25 protein-coding genes are annotated in these 22,732 nt (G+C 61.1%); 11 read left to right on the forward strand and 14 right to left on the reverse strand.

Going from position 1 to position 22,732, the window contains the following annotated elements; translation table 11 throughout:
• The first annotated feature begins 17 nt into the window (after positions 1–17).
• The 3 genes from IB248_RS25780 to IB248_RS25790 are packed head-to-tail and all read left to right on the forward strand — an operon-like array spanning position 18 to position 4,869.
• Positions 18–1,316 (forward strand): pitrilysin family protein, encoded by a 1,299-nt coding sequence (locus tag IB248_RS25780; RefSeq protein WP_025661111.1) that lies wholly within the window; start codon positions 18–20, stop codon positions 1,314–1,316.
• A 29-nt stretch (positions 1,317–1,345) separates the two neighbouring features.
• A complete protein-coding gene (locus IB248_RS25785) occupies positions 1,346–1,960 on the forward strand; it encodes a GNAT family protein (RefSeq protein ID WP_062370482.1) in 615 nt (204 codons plus the stop codon).
• Entirely contained in the window at positions 1,957–4,869 is a 2,913-nt protein-coding gene (locus tag IB248_RS25790; protein WP_192241873.1) for an EAL domain-containing protein, read from the forward strand. The genes IB248_RS25785 and IB248_RS25790 overlap by 4 nt, the downstream gene beginning before the upstream one ends.
• A 29-nt stretch (positions 4,870–4,898) precedes the next feature.
• Here the strand turns inward: IB248_RS25790 and IB248_RS25795 are convergent, their stop codons facing one another.
• On the reverse strand, positions 4,899–5,966 hold the full coding sequence (locus tag IB248_RS25795) for a putative zinc-binding metallopeptidase (protein WP_192241874.1): 1,068 nt from the start codon (positions 5,964–5,966) through the stop codon (positions 4,899–4,901).
• Positions 5,967–6,121: 155 nt separating this feature from the next.
• Positions 6,122–6,721: a YqgE/AlgH family protein gene (locus tag IB248_RS25800; RefSeq protein ID WP_018859013.1), complete on the reverse strand. Its 600-nt coding sequence runs from the start codon at positions 6,719–6,721 to the stop codon at positions 6,122–6,124.
• A 140-nt stretch (positions 6,722–6,861) separates the two neighbouring features.
• Here IB248_RS25800 and IB248_RS25805 point away from each other — a divergent pair, with 140 nt between their 5' ends.
• The 6 genes from IB248_RS25805 to IB248_RS25825 all read left to right on the forward strand — a co-directional run bounded on the left by IB248_RS25805 (position 6,862) and on the right by IB248_RS25825 (position 11,032).
• A complete protein-coding gene (locus tag IB248_RS25805; RefSeq protein ID WP_018859012.1) occupies positions 6,862–7,698 on the forward strand; it encodes a protein-disulfide reductase DsbD domain-containing protein in 837 nt (278 codons plus the stop codon).
• Between the two features lie 62 nt (positions 7,699–7,760).
• The gene (locus IB248_RS25810; protein ID WP_192241875.1) at positions 7,761–8,246 is read left to right on the forward strand and encodes a peroxiredoxin; all 486 of its coding nucleotides are present in this window, start codon (positions 7,761–7,763) and stop codon (positions 8,244–8,246) included.
• A gap of 135 nt (positions 8,247–8,381) precedes the next feature.
• The gene (locus IB248_RS32230; RefSeq protein WP_272481253.1) at positions 8,382–8,510 is read left to right on the forward strand and encodes a hypothetical protein; all 129 of its coding nucleotides are present in this window, start codon (positions 8,382–8,384) and stop codon (positions 8,508–8,510) included.
• Entirely contained in the window at positions 8,507–9,247 is a 741-nt protein-coding gene (locus IB248_RS25815) for an ABC transporter ATP-binding protein (protein ID WP_018859009.1), read from the forward strand. Before IB248_RS32230 ends, IB248_RS25815 begins: the two co-directional genes overlap by 4 nt.
• A complete protein-coding gene (locus tag IB248_RS25820) occupies positions 9,244–10,116 on the forward strand; it encodes a metal ABC transporter permease (protein WP_025661105.1) in 873 nt (290 codons plus the stop codon). The genes IB248_RS25815 and IB248_RS25820 overlap by 4 nt, the downstream gene beginning before the upstream one ends.
• A 16-nt stretch (positions 10,117–10,132) precedes the next feature.
• Positions 10,133–11,032: a metal ABC transporter substrate-binding protein gene (locus IB248_RS25825; protein ID WP_192241876.1), complete on the forward strand. Its 900-nt coding sequence runs from the start codon at positions 10,133–10,135 to the stop codon at positions 11,030–11,032.
• Positions 11,033–11,069: 37 nt separating this feature from the next.
• On the opposite strand, the gene IB248_RS25830 is transcribed toward IB248_RS25825, so the two are convergent.
• A complete protein-coding gene (locus tag IB248_RS25830) occupies positions 11,070–11,378 on the reverse strand; it encodes a Dabb family protein (protein ID WP_018859006.1) in 309 nt (102 codons plus the stop codon).
• 258 nt (positions 11,379–11,636) lie between these two features.
• On the opposite strand from IB248_RS25830, the gene fdhA reads away from it, so the two are divergent.
• Positions 11,637–12,827 carry a formaldehyde dehydrogenase, glutathione-independent gene (gene fdhA / locus IB248_RS25835; protein WP_025661102.1) on the forward strand — a complete coding sequence of 397 codons (1,191 nt, stop codon included), beginning with the start codon at positions 11,637–11,639 and terminating at the stop codon, positions 12,825–12,827.
• Between the two features lie 66 nt (positions 12,828–12,893).
• On the opposite strand, the gene IB248_RS25840 is transcribed toward fdhA, so the two are convergent.
• From IB248_RS25840 to IB248_RS25865, 6 genes are all read right to left on the reverse strand, one after another.
• Positions 12,894–13,697, reverse strand: coding sequence for an endonuclease/exonuclease/phosphatase family protein (locus IB248_RS25840; protein WP_192241877.1), 804 nt, complete (start codon positions 13,695–13,697; stop codon positions 12,894–12,896).
• Between the two features lie 91 nt (positions 13,698–13,788).
• Positions 13,789–14,229 carry a ribonuclease HI gene (rnhA, locus tag IB248_RS25845; protein ID WP_018859003.1) on the reverse strand — a complete coding sequence of 147 codons (441 nt, stop codon included), beginning with the start codon at positions 14,227–14,229 and terminating at the stop codon, positions 13,789–13,791.
• Entirely contained in the window at positions 14,226–15,191 is a 966-nt protein-coding gene (locus IB248_RS25850) for a homoserine kinase (RefSeq protein WP_025661100.1), read from the reverse strand. Before IB248_RS25850 ends, rnhA begins: the two co-directional genes overlap by 4 nt.
• 107 nt (positions 15,192–15,298) lie before the next feature.
• Positions 15,299–16,300, reverse strand: coding sequence for a 4-hydroxy-3-methylbut-2-enyl diphosphate reductase (ispH, locus tag IB248_RS25855; protein ID WP_192241878.1), 1,002 nt, complete (start codon positions 16,298–16,300; stop codon positions 15,299–15,301).
• A 62-nt stretch (positions 16,301–16,362) separates the two neighbouring features.
• The gene (locus tag IB248_RS25860) at positions 16,363–17,112 is read right to left on the reverse strand and encodes an SURF1 family protein (RefSeq protein WP_025661099.1); all 750 of its coding nucleotides are present in this window, start codon (positions 17,110–17,112) and stop codon (positions 16,363–16,365) included.
• Complete coding sequence (locus IB248_RS25865) at positions 17,105–17,488, reverse strand: DUF983 domain-containing protein (protein ID WP_192241879.1); 384 nt, start codon at positions 17,486–17,488, stop codon at positions 17,105–17,107. The genes IB248_RS25860 and IB248_RS25865 overlap by 8 nt, the downstream gene beginning before the upstream one ends.
• 131 nt (positions 17,489–17,619) lie before the next feature.
• On the opposite strand from IB248_RS25865, the gene IB248_RS25870 reads away from it, so the two are divergent.
• The gene (locus IB248_RS25870) at positions 17,620–18,261 is read left to right on the forward strand and encodes a chloramphenicol phosphotransferase (RefSeq protein ID WP_018858998.1); all 642 of its coding nucleotides are present in this window, start codon (positions 17,620–17,622) and stop codon (positions 18,259–18,261) included.
• 62 nt (positions 18,262–18,323) lie between these two features.
• Here the strand turns inward: IB248_RS25870 and IB248_RS25875 are convergent, their stop codons facing one another.
• The 5 genes from IB248_RS25875 to ctaD all read right to left on the reverse strand — a co-directional run bounded on the left by IB248_RS25875 (position 18,324) and on the right by ctaD (position 22,728).
• Positions 18,324–19,202 (reverse strand): cytochrome c oxidase subunit 3, encoded by an 879-nt coding sequence (locus IB248_RS25875; protein ID WP_018858997.1) that lies wholly within the window; start codon positions 19,200–19,202, stop codon positions 18,324–18,326.
• A 58-nt stretch (positions 19,203–19,260) separates the two neighbouring features.
• The gene (locus IB248_RS25880) at positions 19,261–19,866 is read right to left on the reverse strand and encodes a cytochrome c oxidase assembly protein (protein ID WP_018858996.1); all 606 of its coding nucleotides are present in this window, start codon (positions 19,864–19,866) and stop codon (positions 19,261–19,263) included.
• A gap of 1 nt (position 19,867) precedes the next feature.
• Entirely contained in the window at positions 19,868–20,005 is a 138-nt protein-coding gene (locus tag IB248_RS25885; RefSeq protein WP_018858995.1) for a hypothetical protein, read from the reverse strand.
• The gene (locus IB248_RS25890) at positions 20,005–20,961 is read right to left on the reverse strand and encodes a heme o synthase (protein ID WP_192241880.1); all 957 of its coding nucleotides are present in this window, start codon (positions 20,959–20,961) and stop codon (positions 20,005–20,007) included. The genes IB248_RS25885 and IB248_RS25890 overlap by 1 nt, the downstream gene beginning before the upstream one ends.
• Positions 20,962–21,030: 69 nt before the next feature.
• Positions 21,031–22,728, reverse strand: coding sequence for a cytochrome c oxidase subunit I (gene ctaD, locus IB248_RS25895; protein WP_018858993.1), 1,698 nt, complete (start codon positions 22,726–22,728; stop codon positions 21,031–21,033).
• Positions 22,729–22,732: the final 4 nt, after the last annotated feature.

Consider the following 22,732-nt stretch of genomic DNA (forward strand, 5'->3'; position numbering starts at 1 on the left):
GCGCAGAAAGATAGCCAATGACAGTTGAGTGCACCCGGCTCAAATCCGGGCTGACAGTAGTCACACAGACCATGCCGCATCTGGAAAGCGTTGCGCTGGGAGTTTGGATCAAATCAGGATCGCGCAACGAGACGACAGACGAGCATGGCATCGCTCACCTGCTCGAGCACATGGCCTTCAAGGGCACGGCACGCCGCAGCGCGCGCGAAATCGCTGAAGAAATCGAGGATGTCGGCGGCGAGGTCAATGCCGCAACATCCACCGAAACGACCTCCTACTATGCCCGCGTGCTTAAGGATCATGTCCCGCTCGCTGTCGACATTCTGGCCGATATCCTGACGGAGTCCGCCTTCGAGGAGGAAGAACTCGAGCGTGAGAAACAGGTCATCCTGCAGGAAATCAACGCGGCAAACGACACGCCTGACGACGTCGTTTTCGACAAGTTTTCCGAGACCGCCTATCGCGACCAGACCCTCGGCCGGGCGATCCTCGGCACGCCGCAGACCGTGGTGTCGTTCACGCCGCAGCAGATCCGCGGCTATCTCAGCCGCAATTACACGACCGACCGGATGTTCGTCGTTGCGACCGGCGCCGTCCGGCACGACGAGTTCGCTCGCATGGTCGAGGAGCGCTTCGCGAGCCTTCCCACCTCGCCATCGGCGACGCCCGTCATGGAGCCTGCAAAATACATCGGCGGCAATATCCGCGAGACGCGCGACCTGATGGATGCGCAGATCCTGCTCGGCTTCGAAGGCAAGGCCTATCACGCCCGCGACTTCTACTGTTCGCAGATCCTCGCCAACATCCTCGGCGGCGGCATGTCATCCCGGCTGTTCCAGGAGGTGCGCGAGATCCGCGGCCTCTGCTATTCCATCTACGCCTTCCACTGGGGTTTCTCCGATACCGGGATCTTCGGCATCCATGCCGCCACCGGTGGCGAGAACCTGCCGGAGCTGGTGCCTGTTATCATTAACGAACTACACAAGTCGGCGGCGACGATCGAACAGAAGGAAATCGAACGCGCCCGCGCCCAGATCCGCGCCCAGCTGCTGATGGGCCAGGAAAGCCCCGCCGCCCGCGCCGGCCAGATCGCAAGGCAGATGATGCTCTACGGCCGCCCCATCTCCAACCAGGAGATGATGGAACGCCTCGAGGGGATCACGGTCGAGCGCCTTACGGATCTTGCGGGACGCCTGTTCTTCGATACCGTGCCGACGCTCTCGGCCATTGGACCGCTCGAACATCTGGCCCCGATGGAGGATATTACCGCGTCTCTTTCCTCGCCCGATCACCAGGGCAAGCAAGCCCTCGTCTGATCCCAGATCCATCCTGCCGGGAGTGATCGATGCCAAAATCGGTTTTTCGGTTTCTGTCGCGACAGCCGGATTCGGTCGAGCTCGAGAACGAGCACTATGTGCTGCGCCTGCCGCGCTACCAGGATTTCAACCAGTGGCACAAGCTGCGGGCGGCGAGCCGGCAGTTCTTGGAACCGTGGGAGCCGACATGGCGCCGCGACGAGCTGACGGAGGGCTCCTATCGCGCCCGTGTCATCCGCGGCAAGCAGGAGTACGCTTCCGGCCAGGCCATTCCGCTCCTTCTGTTTCACAAACAGGGCATGACGCTGCTCGGCGGCATCACGATCGGCTACATCAGGCGCGGGGCGGCACAAAGCTGCATGATCGGCTACTGGATGGGCGAGGCTTATGCCGGTCAGGGTCATATGTTCGCCGCACTTCAATTGGTTATACCCTACATCTTCGCAGGGCTTGAGTTGCACCGTATCGAAGCAGCCTGTATTCCAGACAATGCTCGGAGCATCCGCCTGCTTGAAAAAGCCGGGTTTCAGCGGGAAGGCTATCTGCGCGGATACTTGAAAATCAACGGTCATTGGCACGACCATGTAATGTTCTCATTGCTCGCCACCGACACGGATAAAGGCAGGATAACCGACAGCCGATGACCAACAACCGCATGCTGCTCTCATCACCGGCCAGGCGATCGATCGCGGTGATCGCAGCTCTCTTGCTGTCAGCCATCCTGCTAGTGGCTGGCCACGTTCAGGCCGCCGAACCGGTCAAGATTTCCCGCGACGACACGGCACTCGACCTGACTGCCACGACGGAGATCTACGCCAACCAGGGCGAAGCCTTTCAGGTCTCGACCGCTGCCGGTGCCGACGGTATCCGTCGCCGTATTGAGGTACGTGCCAGCTCCGACAACCACCAGGGCGACTGGGCCGTCTTCGCGCTTGCCAACGTCTCCGACGAGCAGCTTGAGCGCGTGATCGTGGCCCCCCACTTCCGCCTCGTGAATTCCAAGCTTTTCTGGCCGGACCTCGGTTCGCAGCGCGTTATCGCCATTACGCCGAGCGAAGGCTTTGCGCTCGACCGGCAGCCGAGCGACGAGGCGGACGTGTTTCGCATCACGCTCAACCCCGGCGCCGTCATCACCTTCGTTGCTGAGCTGACGACGCCGGAGCTGCCGCAGATCTACCTCTGGGAACCCGACGCCTACAAGGACACGATCAACGCGTTCACGCTCTATCGCGGCATCGTGCTCGGCATTGCCGGCCTGCTGGCGGTGTTCCTGACTATCCTTTTCGTCGTCAAGGGCACGTCGATGCTGCCGGCAACCGCGGCACTCGCCTGGGCCGTCCTCGGCTACATTTGCGTCGACTTCGGCTTTCTCGGTAAACTGATCAGCATTGCGTCGACCGACCAGCGAATATGGCGCGCCTGTGCGGAAGTCGCCCTTGCCTCCAGCTTCGTCATCTTTCTGTTCACCTATCTCAACCTCAACCGGTGGCACACGCACCTCGGCTACGTGACGCTCGCCTGGGTGCTCGGCCTGGCGTTGCTTTTCGGCGTCGCGATCTACGACCCGGCAATTGCCGCAGGCATCGCGCGCCTCTCCTTCGCGCTGACCGCGACGTTGGGCCTTCTGCTGATCGTCTACCTCGGGCTCAACCGCTATGACCGCGCGATCCTGCTGGTCCCGGCCTGGGCCTTGATCCTTGTCTGGATCTTCGGTGCATGGCTGACGATTACCGGCCGGCTCGATAACGACATCATCCAGCCCGCACTCGGCGGCGGCCTTGTTCTCATCGTCCTGCTGATCGGCTTTACCGTGATGCAGCACGCCTTTGCTGGCGGCGCGTTCCAGCAAGGGCTGTTTTCCGATCTCGAGCGTCAATCGCTGGCTCTAACGGGCTCGGGTGATACGGTTTGGGACTGGGATGTGGCGCGCGATCGTATCGTCACGATACCCGATGTCTCCGTCAAGCTCGGCCTCCCGCCCGGCGCTATGCATGGCGCCGCGCGCAATTGGCTGCCGCGGCTGCATCCCGACGATCGCGACCGCTTCCGCGCGACGCTTGATGTGCTCCTTGAACATCGCCGCGGGCGACTAAACCACGAGTTCCGCATCCGCGCGGAAGACGGTCATTTCCACTGGCTTCTCATCCGCGCGCGGCCTGTGCTTGGCTCGAACGGTGAGATCATCCGCTGCGTCGGCACCATCATCGACGTCACCGAACAGAAGAACTCCGTCGAGCGGCTGCTCCACGACGCACTGCACGACAACCTGACCGGCTTGCCGAACCGCCAGCTGTTCCTCGATCGCCTGCAGGCCGTGCTGGCATTGGCGCCCGGTGGCGAGACGCTGCGCCCGACGGTGATGGTGATCGATATCGACCGCTATAAGCTGGTGAACGATACGCTCGGGATCGCCGCCGGCGACAATATCCTGATCGCGCTCACGCGCCGCCTGCGCCGCCTCCTCAAGCCGCAGGATACGCTCGCGCGCCTCTCCGGCGATCAGTTCGGTCTCATCCTGACGTCCGAACGCGATCCGACGAAGGTGGCCGATTTTGCCGATGCGATCAGCAAGGCGATCATGGTGCCGATCAACTTCTCCAATCGCGAGATCATCCTGACGGCGTCGATCGGGCTGGCCTCCTTCGTCGATCAGCAGGAAAGTGCTGCGGGCATGCTCAGCGACGCGGAGCTCGCGATGTACCGGGCAAAGCGCGCCGGCGGCAATCGCGTCGAGCCGTTCCAGCCCGCCTTCCGCGATTTCGGCGCCGACCGGCTGCAGCTCGAATCCGACCTGCGCCGCGCCATCGAGCGCAAGGAACTGTCGATGGTCTACCAGCCGATCGCAGGGCTTGAAGACGTGGAGATCGCCGGCTTCGAAGCTTTGATGCGATGGGACCATCCGAAACGCGGCAGCATTCCGCCTTCGGAGTTCATACCGATCGCGGAGGCATCCGACATTATCGACATGCTCGGCCGCTTTGCGCTGGAGCAGGCGACGAACGACCTGATGGGCTGGGAGAACCAGACGGGCGAACTGCCGATCTTCGTCTCGATCAACCTCTCCAGTGCGCAGCTGCTTAACAACGAGCTTTTCGACGACGTCCGCTCGGTGCTGGCGAAGACCCATTGCGATCCGTCACGCCTGAAACTCGAGCTGACGGAATCCATGGTCATGGAGAACCCGGAACAGGCGCGCCTCGTTCTCGAGAAGCTGCGCGAAATGGGCCTTGGCCTTGCTCTGGATGATTTCGGATCCGGCTATTCGTCGCTTGCCTATCTGACGCGCTTCCCGTTCGACACGATCAAGCTCGACAAGACGATAGTGTGCGACACTAGCGACAAGAAGGCGACCGTGATTCGCTCCGTGATCGCCATGGCGCGCGAACTGGATATGAAGGTCGTTGCCGAGGGGATCGAGTCCAACGAGGATGCGATGGAACTCGCCAAGATGGGCTGCACCTTCGGGCAAAGCTATCTGTTCGGACCGCCGATGGCATCGGAGTCCGTCTTGCGGCTGCTGAAGGAGCGGTTCCCGCTGACGAAGCGCGCCTAGCCGACCCGCGACCCAAGCTATGCCGCTCCCTATTGCGGCGCAGCGGCTCCCGCTATCACCTGATGCATGTATTCAAGCTTGGTGACCACCGGCGCTGAGAGCACGAACGGATAGGAATCGGGCTGTCCCATGCTGCGCTGTATCGAGTTGATCGCAACGCTGAGCGGCACCCACTCGTCGACAAGCTGATCGGCACTTGCTGCCCTGTAGGGGTCGAAATCCACCTCGGCCGCCATCTCTTCGTGACCGCGGGGATCAATTGCAACGCCGAAGGCGCGAGCGGTCTCCAAGGTATCGACAATGTGAAGGTAATGAGCAAAACACTCAGCGAAGTCCTCCCAGGGATGAACGCTGGCATAAGCACTGACGAAACTCTCTTGCCAGCCGGGCGGAGCGCCATTCGCGTAGTGCCGTGCAAGGGCTTCGCTGTAGTCTTTGCGCTCATCGCCGAACACCGCTCGGAATCCATCGAAGGCGTTCCTATCGCGCACGAGGCGGTTCCAGATGAAATGACCCGTCTCGTGGCGGAAATGACCAAGCAGCGTCCGGTAAGGTTCGTTCATTGAGGTGCGAGCCTGTTCGCGCGTGACGTCGTCGGCCTCGGCGGCCCGAATTGCGATAAGGCCCTCCTCGTGTCCCGTCATCGCTGGCACGACGCTGCCGTCTTCCTTGACGGTGTCTTCGAGGAAGTCGAAAACCAGGCCGCCTACGGGATCCTGCGTGCGGTCCGGGTGCGGCAGCCGCCAACGCAAGAGGGAGTAGAAGAGGTGCCGCTGTGCCTGGCTGATGCGGCGCCACCGATCGACGCCATCCTGCGTCGCTGAATTCGGCACAAGCCTGTTATGCCGGCAGGCGACGCAGTAATCCCCCGCGTCTCCGTCCTCCACCAGCCAGTTGCAGACGTCGAGGCCGGCATTGGCACAGAAGCGCACCAGATCCGGCTGAGCCACGTATTGCCAGACATCGCCGTCCTGCTGCTGAACTGCATGCATGCGCAGACTATTCGACAGGAAGCCAAGGCGATGACCGCACCGAACACACTGGCGATTGTCGAAATGAACAACCTGGTCGCAGTTGTCACATACAAAGAGCCTCAACGCGCGCCTCCCTCGGGATAGGGATCAAAAACCCATCGTGCAACATGGACGGCGGGCAATTTCCGGTCGTGGTTTCCATCAACCTGCTTCTCGTGACTGGGCCTTATTGCCCGCGCCAGCAGAGAACGCGCTTTTTTTGCAGATCGTTCCGCCGATCAGGCGTGGCCGGCTTCGGCTGAAAGCATGGCGGCATTGATACCCATTGCGGCCAGTGCTCGCTCGTACTTGTCGTCGAGGCTGCGATCGAAAATCAGCTCCTCATTCGCCGCGCATGTGAGCCAGCCATTGTTGCCGACTTCGGCTTCCAGCTGTCCCGCACCCCAGCCGGCATAGCCGAGCAGCATGGTCGCCCGCTTCGGTCCCTTGCCATTGGAAATGGCGCGGATGATGTCGAGCGTTGCCGTCATGCAGATATCGTCACTGACGGGAATGCTGGATTCGCAGAGATAGTCATCGGAGTGCAGCACGAAGCCGCGGCCGCTTTCCACGGGCCCACCCGTCTGGATCGGGCAATCATGCTGAGGAAGGAGGATAGCTTCTTCGTCCTTGATCATTTCGAGATGCAGGAGAACGTCAGTAAAGGTCAGCTCTTGCGGGCGGTTGATCACGAACCCCATCGCGCCGGCATCCGAATGGGCGCAGATGTAGATCACCGTGCGGGCGAAATTGCGATCCTCCATGCCCGGCATGGCAATGAGAAACTGGCCATCGAAGAAGCCGCGTTCTCTTTTGTTTTTCACGGTCGCCAAGGACATCACTCCTCCTTCTGCCAGACCGCGCTAGGCCCCGACACCATGAGCATGAGCCAATGTCACAGATCAATCAACTGAAAATGAAAACTTAAATGTACGCGAGTTCTAGCCGAGCATAGGGATTTTCAATACATCATTGATCCATGCAGACTATTTCACTCACCATCCGCCAATGCGGTTCCGCCCTGTGCCTGTTCGTCGCCGTGCTGCAGTTTTCTCAGCCCGCCAGGGCGGAGATGAGCGCCTGGGCCGACAACGAGGGCGGTCGGATGCGCCTGATCGCGCTTCCGCCCGATGCAAACGGAAATATTCGCGCCGGATTGCAGATCGAGCCGAAGCCAGGCTGGATCACCTATTGGCGCGAACCGGGCAACAGCGGCATCCCGCCTCAAGTCACTCTCTCCTCCGAAGGCGTGTCGCTCGACAAGATGAGCTACCCCGTCCCAAAGCACATTGTCGCCGACAAGATCGATGAGGTTGCCTACGACGCGCCTGTCACCTTCCCGCTGCAACTGACGGCGAAAGACCCTGCTCTTCATGAGCTCAAGGCAAACGCCTTTATCGGCATCTGCGAGGAAATCTGCATCCCCTTCCAGGCAGAGCTATCGCTGACCTTTAAACCATTGGCCCAGTCGCGGCCGGCCGAAGAGGCCATTCTCAGGGATGCCGAGGCAGCCTTGCCACAAGCCGCCTCCTCCGCATTCAAAGTCGACGACCACGCGCTGTCGGCCGACATGAAGCAACTTTCCCTCAGCATTACCCTGCCGGAGAGTGGCGAGAGCGCGCCTGAGGTGATCGTCACAGGCCCGAGCGGGCGCGTCTTTACCAAACAGACGGCAACCCATCGCGACGGTCGCAACTTCACGACGACGCTGTCCGTGGACAAGCTTCCCAAGGCATATGACCTCAGCGGAAAGACATGGAGCGCTCTTGTCATCGACGGCTCGCGCGCCATCGAGACACCGCTTGCCTTTGAGTGATCGCGTTCTATAGTCGCGCCAAAATCGCGGCATTAGTGCCGCCATATGACAAGGAGACGTCCATGACCATCGCAATCGGCGACAAGCTTCCTGCGGCCACTTTCAAGGAGAAGACGTCGGATCGCCCGGTCGAAATTTCGACGGAGCAGCTTTTCAACGGCAAGCGCGTTGTTCTCTTTGCGGTCCCCGGTGCGTTCACGCCCACCTGCTCGCTGAACCACCTGCCGGGTTATCTCGAGAACCGCGACACCATCCTTTCCAAAGGCGTCGATGACATCGCCGTCGTCGCCGTCAACGATTGGCACGTGATGGGTGCCTGGGCCCAGTCTTCCGGCGGCATGGGCAAGATCCACTTCCTCGCCGACTGGGACGCGGGCTTTACCAAGGCGCTTGGCCTCGACACCGATCTCTCGGCAGGAGGTCTCGGCGTTCGCTCGAAGCGTTACTCGATGCTCGTCGAAGACGGCGTCGTGATATCACTGAACGTCGAAGAAAGCCCAGGTCAGGCTACGGTTTCCGGCGCCGCCAGGATGCTGGAACAGCTGTAAGGCTTCGAGCCTCAACCAAACTGAAAGCGGCCCATGCGGCCGCTTTTGTTTTTCGTCGTCAAAGTTCACAGCACGCCACTTTTTTGCCTCATTTGTTATAACATAACTGTAATGTTATTACATTTTGGTGTTGCTATGACTTTTTGGGAGCTTCGACATTCTTCAGGCCTGATGGCGCTCTCTGCCGGCCGTCGCGTCTTCTATGTTGCCTTGATCGGCATCCCGCTCTGGGCGGCAATCCATTGGGCGACGCTACTGCCATGAGCGCCATTGCGATCGAGCTTGAAGATCTAACGGTCGCCTATCAGCGGCATCCAGCCGTGCATCATGTGACCGGAACCATCGCGGCCGGAAGCCTGACGGCGATCGCCGGCCCAAACGGAGCCGGCAAATCGAGCCTGCTGAAGGCGATTATCGGAGAACTCCGTCCCTCCTCCGGCATGATAAGGCACCGGCTGAAGAGCACGGATTTCGGCTATCTGCCACAGGCAGCCAACATCAACCGCCGCTTTCCTATCTCGGTACTCGACACGGTTCTGCTGGGAGCCTGGCGACAGTCTGGGGCCTTAGGGCACATTGCATCAGCGGAGTGGCAGAAAGCGCACGACGCTCTGGAGGCAGTTGGGCTGGGAGGCTTCGAACGGCGCGGCATCGGATCGCTGTCGGCTGGCCAGTTTCAGCGCGTGCTCTTTGCAAGGCTGCTGCTGCAGGATGCGAATGTCATCCTTCTCGACGAGCCGTTCACGGCTATCGATGGCCGCACCACGCGGGATCTTCTGGATATCGTTGCCAACTGGCATGGCGAAGGCCGAACGGTGCTTGCTGTCCTTCACGATTTCGCGCAGGTCCGCGCCCACTTTCCGCAGACACTCCTGCTTGCGCGCGACGTCATCGGCTGGGGCGCAACGGCGGATGTCATGTCCGAGGCGAACCTTCGCAAAGCGCGGGCGATGGCCGAGCGATGGGACGAGAGCGCCGGCATTTGCGAGCCCGCCAGATGACCGCCTACGATCTCCTCCTCGCGCCCTTCGCGGATTATGGCTTCATGCGCCGCGCGCTCGTCGCCTGCCTGTGCCTGGGGCTTGGCTCCGGGCCGATCGGTGTGTTCCTGATGCTGCGGCGAATGAGCCTCGTCGGCGATGCCATGAGCCATGCCGTTCTGCCCGGCGCCGCCATCGGCTATCTTATTGCCGGTTCGCTCTCGCTTACGGCAATGGGATTGGGCGGGCTCGTTGCCGGGCTTTCAGTTGCACTTTTGTCGGGCATGGTCAGCCGCGCGACCTCCTTACAGGAGGATGCGAGCTTCGCCAGCTTCTACCTCTCCTCGCTGGCGCTCGGCGTGCTCATCGTTTCGCTGCGCGGTTCGAATATCGACCTGTTGCACGTTCTCTTCGGCACCATCCTCGCGATCGATGCATCCGCCCTTTACGAGATCGGCGCGATCAGCACGGCGACGCTGGCAACGCTTGCGATCATCTACCGGCCGCTGGTCGCGGAATGCTTCGATCCCGGCTTTCTCCGAGCCATCGGCGGACGCGGACCGATCTATCACTTTATCTTCCTGCTGCTGGTCGTACTCAATCTGGTCGCGAGCTTCCAGGCCCTGGGAACGTTGATGGCGGTCGGCCTTATGATGCTGCCGGCCGCTATCGCGCAGCTCTGGTCGCCTAGCCTCCCGTCGATGATGGCAATCGCGGCGGCGAGTGCCACAGCCTCCGGCTATCTCGGGCTCATCGCCTCCTACCATCTCGAACTCGCCTCCGGACCGACGATCATCATGACGGCGGCGCTGCTTTACGCCATTTCGATCTTCCTCGCCCCGTCGGGCCTTGCCCGGCGGTATCTTCCTCGCCCGCATCTGAAGGGCTGACAACCGGAGACCCCCAATGATTTCCCGCAGACTGCTTTTCTCAATGATGCTTCCCGCACTCGTCGCGCTTTCGACGACGTCGGCTTCTGCCGCAACCCTCAAGGTGGTCGCATCGTTCACCGTGCTTGCCGACGTCGTCCGCCAGGTCGGCGGCGACCGCGTCACGGTCACAAGCCTCGTCGGCCCGAACGGCGACCCCCATGAGTTTGAACCATCACCAAGCGACGCGAAGAACCTCAACGCTGCACAGCTTGCCTTCGTCAGCGGTGAGGGTCTGGAGGGTTGGATGGACCGCCTGATCAGCGCCTCGGGCTACAAGGGCAAACCGGTCGTCGTCTCGGAAGGGATCAAGTTCCGCACCATGGACGAGGATGGGCAGACGGTCACCGACCCGCATGTCTGGAACAGCCCGGTCAACGCCAAGGTCTGGGTCGCCAACATCGAAGGGGCGCTTGCGAAGGCCGCGCCGGCCGATGCTGCGGCGTTCAAGACCAACGCCGAAGTCTATTTGAAGAAGCTTGATGCGCTCGATGCCTACGCGCACTCGGAGCTTGCCAAAATCCCTGAGGACCATCGCAAGGTCCTGACCAGCCACGACGCCTTCGGTTATTTCGGCCGTGAATATGGCGTGCAGTTCCTCGCTCCGGTCGGCGTCTCGACAGAGAGCGAAGCCTCCGCCGCCGATGTCGCCAAGCTGATCGAGCAGATCAAGGCCGAGCACGTGAAGACGTACTTCATCGAGAATTCCAACGATCCGCGCCTCGTCAGGCAGATCGCGAAGGCGACGGGGGCAGAGCCCGGCGGCGAGCTTTACGTCGAGTCTCTTTCCGACACCAAGGGGCCGGCTCCGACCTACGAGAAGATGTTGCGTTACAACGTCGACCAGCTCGTGGCGGCGATGGCGAAAGCTAGCTGACGGCGACGGCTGGGTCGCGCCAAGGCGCGGCCCGGCCTCAATAGTTGAGATCGAAGACGATCAGGCCGCCCAAGCCGCCGTCGGTCGAGGACACGATGCGCTCGCCGACGCCGACGTGCTCGGGATGCACGAGGTAGACGTCGCGCGCTTCCGCGCTTTCAAAGGTGACCGCAAAACCATCGACGTAGCCCGCATGTAGCCCCTCGGGCGAGACATTCGGGCCATACTTGATGTCGATGATGCCGGGGATCACCTGCTTCAATGCGACGATCGCGTCAAACAAGGACTGCTTCTCTTCCCCTGTCATGGCAGCCTTAAGCCGCATCAGCACGCAGTGCAGGATCATGTGGTGACCTCCCGGATCCGTTTTCAGGCGAGCATAAGGAGAAACGTCGCGGGGGCAAGTGACAAGGATGTGCCGTTTTGCAGAGATCCCCATCTGAATGGCCACGGCAAGACCCGCGTGCGAGACGTGACCAATTCGACGCCCTAAACAGTCGTAAACGGAACGGCGCGTCCTACATTCTCGTCTAATCTGTCGGTATCCAGTGCGCGGGGAAGAGGAGCCCCACACGAGGCAGCATTTTCAACGGAGGAGATGGAAATGAGCAAGAACCGAGGCGTCGTCTACATGCGGCCCGGCAAGGTCGAAATCCACGACATCGACGATCCGAAACTTGAGGCACCCGATGGCCGCAAGATCGAGCACGGTGTCATCCTGAAAGTGATCTCCACCAACATCTGCGGATCGGACCAGCATATGGTTCGCGGCCGCACTACCGCGATGCCAGGCCTTGTTCTCGGCCACGAAATCACCGGCGAGGTGATCGAGAAGGGTGTCGATGTCGAGATGCTGCAGATCGGTGATCTCGTCTCCGTTCCGTTCAACGTCGCCTGCGGCCGCTGCCGCTGCTGCAAATCGCAGGACACGGGCGTCTGCCTGACGGTCAACCCGTCGCGCGCCGGCGGCGCCTACGGCTACGTCGACATGGGCGGCTGGATCGGCGGGCAGGCCCGCTACGTGACCATTCCGTATGCCGATTTCAACCTCTTGAAATTCCCGGACCGCGACCGCGCGATGGAAAAGATCCGCGATCTGACCATGCTCTCCGACATCCTGCCGACCGGTTTCCACGGTGCGGTGCGCGCCGGTGTTGGCGTCGGATCCACCGTCTATGTCGCCGGCGCCGGTCCGGTCGGGCTTGCGGCGGCTGCATCCGCCCGCATCCTCGGGGCTGCCGTCGTGATGATCGGCGACTTCAACAAGGATCGCCTTGCCCATGCCGCCAAGGTCGGCTTCGAGCCGATCGACCTGTCGAAGAGCGACCGGCTCGGCGACATGATCGCGCAGGTGACCGGCACTAACGAAGTGGACAGCGCCATCGACGCCGTCGGCTTCGAGGCACGCGGGCATTCGGGCGGCGAGCAGCCGGCGATCGTTCTGAACCAGATGATGGAAATCACCCGCGCGGCCGGCTCGATCGGCATTCCCGGCCTCTACGTGACCGAAGATCCGGGCGCCGTCGACAACGCCGCCAAGCACGGCAACCTGTCGCTCCGCTTCGGCCTCGGTTGGGCAAAGGCGCAGTCCTTCCATACGGGCCAGACGCCGGTGCTGAAGTATAACCGCCAGCTCATGCAGGCGATCCTGCATGACCGGTTGCCGATCGCCGATATCGTCAACGCCAAGGTCATCCCGCTTGAAGATGCGGTACAGGGCTACGAAAGCTTCGACCATGGTGCTGCGATGAAGTTCGTGCTCGACCCGCACGGCGAAGTCGCCAAGGCGGCGTAGTCAACAAGCCTCCCGAGGCTCGGCGCAGCGGGTGCATTCCGCATCCGTTGCGCCACCCCAAAATTCCTACGCGATATCCAGCAAGAGAGCCCGATGGTCGGACACCTCGGGCTGTACAACGACGTCGAACCCCACGACGTCAACATTTGCCGTGACCAACATGTAGTCGGCGTAGCGGCCTTCCTTGGTGTAGTGCGAGGTTCGAGTATCCTTATGGCCGCGCGAGGTCACGAGGTCGGTGAGACCGAATTCGGCAAGCGCGTCGAACATGAGGTTGTCAGGAAGCACATTGAAGTCGCCGCAGACGACGAGCGGCTCGCCCTCGCGCCATATGCGGCGGATGAGAGCGACCAAGACATCCGCCTGGCCGCGACGCGCTGGCGTGTCGCCCTTGCCGGCAAGGTCGCGTAGGCCATGCAGTTGGGCGATGGTAATCGGACGATTGGCGCGATAATCGAACAGGCGAAGGCACTGCGCGTTGCGCGCGCGGGGGTGTGCGCCATAGCCATCGCTCGAGAAGTCGCCGTGTACGAAGTCCATCGCCAGGCCAATGACCGGATGCGATTGGCGCACGAAGGTTGCAAGCCCGAATTCCGACACGACAGAGGTCTCGCCTTCGAAAAGTTCGCCCCTTGCGGTCGGCGCGTAGAGGGCATCATGGGCGGGAAGGATCGCCTTGATCTCGGCAAACAGATTGGCGCGTTGCGGCAGGATATGACTGCGGTCGCGGTAGACCAGCCAGTCACTGGAAACGGTTACCGAGCGCGTGATTTCCTGCAGGCAGAGAACATCGGCGTCGATCTCGGCGAGGTAGGGAATGAGCGGCGCATGCAGCTTTCCGCCCCATGCATTCAGCGAGACAATCCGCATCACATCCCTCCCCGATCTACGCCGAACGTTTCCTTGCAGATTCAGGGAAACGCGCGATGTCCTTGTTTCCGCACCATTCCGAGCACCAAGTCTAGCGCTTCTTGAACGGCTCCATGCCCTTGCGGGCGAGCTCGTCGGCGCGCTCGTTTTCCGGATGGCCGGCGTGGCCCTTGACCCAGTGCCACTTGACCTTGTGGCGCTGGTTGGCGGCGTCTAGCGCCTGCCAAAGTTCGCCGTTCTTTACCGGCTTCTTGTCGGCGGTCTTCCAGCCGTTTTTCTTCCAGCCGAAGATCCACTTGGAGATGCCGTCCATTACGTATTTGCTGTCGGTGTGGAGGTCGACCTCACACGCGCTCTTCAGCGCCGTCAGCGCCGAGATGGCGGCCAGCAGCTCCATGCGGTTGTTGGTCGTCTCCGCCTCACCGCCCGACAGTTCCTTTTCGACTTCGCCATAGCGCAGCACCGCGCCCCAGCCGCCGGGGCCGGGATTTCCGGAGCAGGCGCCGTCGGTGTAGATATCGACGTGCTTCATGCCGAGAGTCCGTATTCCGCGGCGTTGGCGATCTGCCGGTGGAAGCGCAACTTGCGCAGATATTCGAGCGGGTCCTTCTTGGTGACCAGCGCCCCCTCCGGCGTCGTCAGCCAGTCGTAGAGGCGCGTCAGGAAGAAGCGCAATGCCGAACCGCGCGAAAGGATCGGTAGTGCTGCCAGTTCGGCATCGCTGAGCGGTCGGACGCTCTGGTAGCCTTCCAGCATCGCCATGCCCTTGGTGATGTTGTAGGCGCCATCCTTCTCGAAGCACCAGGCGTTCAGGATAATCGAGACGTCGTAGGCCAAGAGGTCGTTGCAGGCGAAATAGAAATCGATCAGGCCCGATAGCTCGTCGCCGAGGAAGAAGACGTTGTCGGGGAAAAGATCCGCATGGATGACACCGTCAGGCAGGTCCTTCGGCCAGTGGGCCGCGAGAAAATCGAGCTCCGTGCGGATCTCGTTCTGCAGCCCCTTCTCCACCTCGTCGGCGCGAGCCTCGGACTTCTCCCAGAGTACCTTCCAGCCATCGACCGACAGCGCATTGGGCCGCTTCAACTCGAAGCCGTCGCCAGCGACGTGCATCTTTGCCAGCGCCTTGCCGACCTCGCGGCAATGCTTGGCTTCCGGCTTGCGCAGCCACATGCCTTCCAGGAACGAGATCAGCGCTGCCGGGCGATCGGACAGCGTACCAAGCAAGGCCCCGTCCTTTCGCGGCAACGGCAGCGGGCAGGACAGACCGCGAGCGGCCAGATGCTGCATCAGCCCCAGAAAGAACGGCAGATCGTTCTTCTCGACGCGCTTCTCGTAAAGGGTGAGGATCAACGGATCCTTGGTGGTGTGCAGCAGGAAGTTCGAGTTCTCGACGCCTTCCGCGATCCCCTTGTAGGAGAGCAGCGTTCCGGTGTCGTACTCCGTCAGGAACCACTTCAAATCGTCTTCGGAAATATCGGTATAGACTGCCAATTTACGTCCCACGAAAGCTTGATCAATCGAACGCCAGCGCCCCGCAGAGCGTTGGCAGCCACCGCAATCGTCCCCTCGACGACTGCTCCCCTAACCGGGATTGCGGCTCACCCGTTCACCCACGCCATATCCTCATGCGTCAGCTCTATGCTGCGCAGTTCGCGGTTGACGAGGAAATGCTCGTTTTCCTGAACCGTCTCGGCAAGCTCGACCCTGGCGTCGAAGCGCGCGCGGAAGGCCTCGATGATCTCGTTGACGATCACCTCGGGCGCCGATGCACCGGCTGACAGACCAAGCGTGGAGATCGGGCCGATCTCGTCCCAATCCAGTTCCGAGGCGCGTTGCACAAGGAGCGATTTCTTGGCCCCTGCCCGCAAAGCCACCTCGACGAGCCGCTTGGAGTTCGAGGAATTCGGCGCTCCAACGATGATGAAGAGATCGCAGCCGGGGGCTGCCTGCTTCACCACTTCCTGCCGGTTGGTCGTGGCGTAACAGATCGAGTCGGCCGCCGGTGCGGTCAGATTGGGGAAACGTTCCTGCAGGCGCGCGATCACGCCGGCCGTATCGTCCACAGACAGGGTCGTCTGCGTCACGTAGCCGAGATTGTCGGGATCGGCGGGCTGATAGACGTCGGCGTCCTCGACCGTCTCGATGAGAGAGACCGTGCCCTCCGGCAGTTGGCCCATCGTGCCGATCACTTCCGGGTGGCCCGCGTGGCCGATCAGAACGACATGGCGACCGAGCTTGTTGTGGCGCATCGCTTGCTTGTGCACCTTGGAGACCAGCGGGCATGTGGCGTCGAGATAGAAGAGGTTGCGGGCGCTTGCATCCTCCGGCACGGATTTTGGCACGCCATGCGCGGAGAAGACGACCGGCTGAGCGCGGTGCTCTTCCGGGATCTCGTCGAGCTCCTCGACGAAGACGGCGCCCTTGGCTTCCAGGCCTTCGACCACATAGCGATTGTGGACGATCTCGTGGCGGACATAAACAGGCGCACCGTAGGATTTCAGCGCCAGCACGACAATCTGGATGGCACGGTCGACGCCTGCGCAAAAGCCGCGCGGTCCGCAGAGCCTGATCGTCAAGGGAGGTTTCGCCGCAATATTCATGTCTGTTCCGGTTCGTAGGGATAGGGCTCTCTAGCCCAATATAGGCAAGAATTGAAGCGATACTATTGCGCGGGACCCCGCTTACGGAAACGCGCGACTACGACGATGATGACAAGCGTTGCCGCAAGCCCAAACCATGTGAAGGCATATTGCAAGTGGTTGTTGGGCAGATCGACATCGGTGACCCCGCCGATCGGCAGCCCCTTCGGATTGGGGGTATCATCCGCATCCACGAAGAACGGAACCACCTCGGCCTTGTCGAGCCCGACGCTCGACGCCATCACGTCGAGGTCCTTCCAGTAGAAGATATTCTTGGCGACATCATTATCAGGCACCACCCAGGACGGCTTGCCCGGAAGTTTTGCACGAGCAAGGCCGGTCACCGTTTGCTGATCGGTGAGCTGGCCCTGCATCCGCATTTCCGGCTCCTTGTTGTCGTAAGGAACGAAACCTCTGTTGACGAAGAGATAGCGACGATCGGCAAACTGCAGCGGGGTGTAGACATAGAAACCCGTCTGGCCATGCCAGGTCGCAAAGAAGTGCCGCTCCTTGCTGTTGACGTATTCGCCGCTGACCGTGATGTGGCGATAGTCGATATCCTCGCCCGTCGCGGCCATTCCTTCGATATCGGCAAGCGATGCCGGCGACGCCTGCCGGCGCTCGGTGATATTGGCCAACAGCTTTTCCTTCCAGTGCAGCCGTTCGACCTGCCAGGTGCCGAGCGAGAGGAGGATGGCAAGCGCAATGACCACCGCGATGCCGGTGAGGACCGGTCGCTTTCGGCGTGACGCCGAAACATGAAATTCAGTCACGGGAAATGCGCCCCTCGCTGGCGTTGTGGCGATACTGCATCGCGATCAGAATCCCCTTGCACCAGCGAAGGGCAAGCAGGGAGAGAATGACGGTCAGGGGGCCGAACAGCATAATGTGCAGCCAGATCGGCGGCGCGTAGTTGACTTCCAGCCACAACACCGAGCCGATGATAATGAAGCCGACGATCAAAATGACGAACACGGCGGGGCCATCGCCAGCATCGGCAAAGGCGTAGTCCAGACCACAGGCCGAGCAGCGGGGCTTCAGCGCGAGCAGGCCATCAAAGAGCTTCCCCTGGCCGCAGCGCGGGCAGCATCCCCTGATGCCTGTCTTCAGCGGATCGACCGGTGGAAAATGCGCGCTGTCCTCGTTCATGCCATCCTTCCAATTGCCTATGGCCAACCTGTGCGTCTGCCTTAACTCACCCATAAAGTATTCGCAGAGGGAAAGGAAATACCTGCGCTCTTTCGCCTCAGCGATTCGCGCCAAACAGAAGAAGAAAACTGATGACATACGACAGCTCGGCCGGACAGATCGTCATTCTGAACGGCGCCCCGCGCAGTGGAAAATCGTCGATCGCCAACACGATCCAGGAGCACTTCGACGGTCCCTGGATGAACCTCGGCGTCGACACCTACAACGACATGACCCCGGAACGCTATCTGCCGGGCATCGGGCTCCGCCCGGGTGGGGAACGTCCCGACCTCGAGGAGATGGTGCCGTTCTTCTATGCTGCGCTTTACGAGTCGATTGCAATCCATGCCGGCCTCGGGCTCAATGTGGTGGCTGACCTCGGTCATCACGACAGCTACTCTCGGCCGCTCGGTATTCTTTCCGATTGCGCGCGTCGGCTTGAGGGATTGCCGGTGCTTTTCGTCGGCGTCAAATGTCCAATCAAGGTCATCATGAAAAGGCGAAACATTCCTGCGCCCGGACGGCATACGCTGTATGTGCGCGCCGACGAACACGACGCCGTCCCCCATCCGGTCCAGCTCTGGCAGGAGCAGGTGCATATCCCCGGCATCTACGACCTGGAGGTCGATACCTCTGTATTGACGCCTTTCGAATGCGCCGAGGCGATCCGGCAACGCCTGGACCTCGGCATTCCGGAACCCTCCGCGTTCGAGCGCATCGCCGCCATGCGCTAATCCCCAAAACGAATAGGGCGGGTGCCGTGGCACCCGCCCTATTCAAATTCCAGACAGCCCGCTCAGCCTGCCGCCAACGGAGCGCCCCAGCCGCCCCAGACGTAGATGCAGAAGAACAGGAAGAGCCAGACGACGTCAACGAAGTGCCAGTACCAGGCCGCCGCTTCGAAGCCGAAATGCTGCTTCGGCGTGAAGTCGCCGCGGATCGCGCGCAGCAGGCAGACCAGCAGGAAGATCGTACCGACCAGAACGTGGAAGCCGTGGAAACCGGTCGCCATGAAGAAGGTCGCGCCGTAGATCGAGTTCTTGAAGGCGAACGGAGCGTGCGCGTATTCGTAGGCCTGCACGCTCGAGAATAGGACACCGAGCAGAACGGTCAGCGTCAGGCCCTGGATCAGGCCCCTGCGGTCGTTATGCAGCAGCGCGTGATGCGCCCAGGTGACGGTCGTGCCCGACAGCAGCAGGATGACGGTGTTGTAGATCGGCAGGTGCCAGGGGTCGAGGACTTCGATGCCCTTCGGCGGCCACTGGCCACCGGTGAAGGCAACGCGCGAGGCCTGGATCGCTTCATTCGGGAACAGGCTGGCGTCGAAGTAGGCCCAGAACCAGGCGACGAAGAACATCACTTCGGAAGCGATAAACATGATCATGCCGTAGCGAAGGTGCAGCGAGACGACGCGCGTATGAGCGCCCTCATTCGCTTCCTTCACCGTGTCCGACCACCAGCCGAACATGACGTAGAGGATGAGCGCGAGGCCGATGAAGAACAGCCACGGATGCGCCCATTCGACGCCGAAGAGATGCAGCGAGCCACCGTTGAGGTAGCGCATGAAGCCAACGCCGCCGAAGGTGATGATCAACGCGCCGATCGAAGCCAGCAGCGGCCACGGGCTCGGATCGATGATGTGGTAGTCGTGATGTTTCTGATGCGCATCAGCCATGTAAGCTATCCCCGGATCTCTTCCTCTCCGCTCCGGCATCGCCGGACACGAACCTCAATCAAAGTTTCTTTTCAAGCTTTACCGTTCCACCCTCATTCGAAGCCACCGGCTTCGGACCCTCTTTAGGGTAGAACGTATAGGACAAGGTAACAGTGTGGATATCTTTCGATTCCACGGCCTTGGTAATGTCAGGGTCAATGTAAAATACGACCGGCATTTCAAGCTTTTCGCCCGGCCTCAACACAGTCTCGTTGAAGCAGAAGCACTGCACCTTGTTGAAATAGACGCCAGCTTCGCCGGGGGTGACGTTGAACACCGCCTGGCCGCGCTGTGGCTCGTTCGACTTGTTCACCGCGGTGAAATTCACCTGAACGGTTTCGCCGATGCGCGGGTTGACCTCGCGCTGGACCGGCTTGAACTCCCAGTCGAGACCCGGCGCAATGTTGGCGTCGAAGGTGACGCGCATCTTGCGGTCGAGAATCACGCTGGAGGCCTGCTCGACGCGCTGTGTCGTGCCGTTGTAACCAGTAAGCTGGCAGAACATCCGATAGAGCGGAACAGCCGCATAGCTCGCAGCGCCCATGCCGACGACGAAGGCAAGGCACATGAAAACGACGGCGCCATTGTTGCGCTGTTTCCTCGGCGTGCTCTGCATCTCGCTCATCTTACATGTGCCCCGATGTGAACTTCACGATCGTGACCGCGTAGAAGAGTACGACAAGGCCGGCCAGAACCAGGCCAAGAGCGACGTTGCGATTGCGGCGCGACTTGCGTTGCGCTTCCGTAAGCTTGACGACGTCCATCAGAAAATGCCTCCCGCATGCGAAACGAGCACGGCCGCCAGCCGGTCGAACATCAGGGCGGAGAAAATTGCGAAAAGATACAGGATCGAGTAGCCGAAGAGCTTCTTGGCCGGGATCATCTTCTCATCGCCGTCCGGCATCCGCCAGACGGCGATGGAACAGTAGATGAAGATTGCGCCGAGGACTGCGGCAACCAGGCCGTAGCCGAGGCTCGCAAAGCCTAGGACAGTCGGCAGCACGCCGCACACCGCCGTCAGCACGGCATAGGCAACAATCTGATGCTTGGTGGTGCGCTCACCCGAGACATTGGGCAGCATCGGAACACCGACGGTCTCATAATCCTTCATCTTGAACAGAGCCAGCGCCCAGAAATGGGCTGGCGTCCAGAGGAAGATGATCATGAAGAGCACGAAGCTTTCGATCGTGACGGTACCCGTCACGCAGGCCCAGCCGATCATCGGCGGAAAGGCGCCGGCGGCACCGCCGATAACGATGTTCTGCGGCGTCGAGCGCTTCAGCCACATCGTATAGATCACGGCGTAGAAGAAAATCGTGAAGGCGAGGATCGAGGCTGCGAGCCAATTGACGGCTAGCCCCAGGATAACCACCGAAAAACAGGAAAGCACCAAGCCGAATGCCAGCGCCTCGCGCGGAGCGACACGACCGGCCGGTATCGGACGCTTTGCTGTGCGGGTCATGATCGCATCGATATCGGCGTCGTACCACATGTTGAGCGCGCCTGAAGCGCCTGCGCCAATGGCGATGCACAGGATGGCAATGAGACCGAGAACCGGATTGATGTGCCCCGGTGCCAGAACGAGACCGGCAAATGCCGTGAAGACCACGAGCGACATGACGCGCGGCTTCAGAAGCTCAAAATAATCGCGCGCGCTCGCCTCCGACAGGCGGAACTCGCCGTCGTGTGCAAGAGCTTTGCGATTGCCGATAACTGTCATTCTATTGTCCTGCAAACTTGTAAGCCGACCGCCGCACTGTAACACGCGGCGGTCGCGATTTCTCGCATCTTACTTGATGCGCGGGAGCTGTTCCCACTGGTGATACGGCGGCGGCGAAGACAGCTGCCATTCGAGCGTCGTTGCGCCTTCACCCCACGGATTGTCACCGGCAACGCGCTTCCTGGCGAAGGCTTCAAAGACACCGACGAGGAAGATCAGCACGCCGACGGCCGAGATGTAGGAACCGATCGAGGAAACATAGTTCCAGCCGGCAAACGCATCCGGGTAGTCGATGTAGCGGCGCGGCATGCCCGCGAGGCCAAGGAAGTGCTGCGGGAAGAACACCAGGTTGACGCCGATGAACATGACCCAGAAGTGCAGCGTGCCAATGAACTCGTTGTACATGTAGCCGGTCATCTTCGGGAACCAGTAGTACCAAGCAGCGAAGATGGCGAAGACGGCGCCAAGCGACAGAACGTAGTGGAAGTGAGCCACAACGTAATAGGTGTCATGCAGGGAGCGGTCGAGACCGGCATTGGCGAGCTGGACGCCCGTCACGCCACCGACGGTGAACAGGAAGATGAAGCCGATCGCCCAGACCATCGGCGTGCGGAAGCTGATCGAGCCACCCCACATCGTCGCGATCCAGGAGAAGATCTTCACGCCCGTCGGAACGGCGATGACCATCGTTGCGAACACGAAGTAGCGCTGCGCGTCGAGCGACAGGCCGACCGTGTACATGTGGTGCGCCCAGACGACGAAGCCGACGGCACCGATCGCGACCATGGCGTAGGCCATGCCGAGGTAGCCGAAGATCGGCTTGCGCGAGAAGGTCGAGATGATGTGGCTGACGATGCCGAAGCCGGGCAGGATCAGGATGTATACTTCGGGGTGACCGAAGAACCAGAACAGGTGCTGGTAGAGGATAGGGTCGCCACCGCCTTCCGGCACGAAGAAGGACGTACCGAAATTGCGGTCGGTCAGCATCATGGTGATGGCGCCGGCAAGAACCGGGAGCGACAGCAGAAGCAGGAAGGCGGTGATCAGAACCGACCAGGCAAAGAGCGGCATCTTGTGAAGCGTCATGCCCGGAGCGCGCATGTTCAGGATCGTGGTGATGAAGTTAATCGCACCGAGGATCGAGGACGCACCGGCAATGTGGAGCGCGAAGATCGCAAGGTCGACAGCCGGACCCGGCGTGCCGGAGCTCGACAGCGGCGGATACATCGTCCAGCCGCCGCCTGCGCCGTAAGCGCCCGCCGGACCTTCGACGAACATCGACATGACCAGCAGAAGGAAGGCCGGAACGATCAGCCAGAAGGAGATGTTGTTCAAACGCGGGAACGCCATGTCAGGCGCACCGATCATGATCGGCACCATCCAGTTGGCGAAGCCACCGATCATCGCCGGCATGACCATGAAGAAGATCATGATCAGCGCGTGCGCTGTGGTGAACATGTTGAACATCTGCTTGGCGCCGTCGATGGCGGCGTCGCCTTCATAGCCGTAAACCATCGATGCCAGACCGTGGAAGATCTGGATGCCCGGCTCCTGCAGCTCCATGCGCATGGCAACGGAGAGCGCGCCGCCGACGATGCCGGCCATGATCGCGAAGATCAGGTAAAGCGTGCCGATATCCTTGTGGTTCGTCGAAAAGAACCAGCGATTGATGAAGCTCGGCTTGTGCGAGTGATCGTGATGGTCGTCATGGGCGTGTGCGCCATGACCGTGATCATGCGAATGATCGTGTGCGGAAGGTCCAGCCATGTCC

Origin of the sequence: Rhizobium sp. RHZ01 (assembly GCF_014851595.1) — a bacterium.
In the GTDB taxonomy this organism is placed as follows: Bacteria; Pseudomonadota; Alphaproteobacteria; order Rhizobiales; family Rhizobiaceae; genus Rhizobium; species Rhizobium altiplani.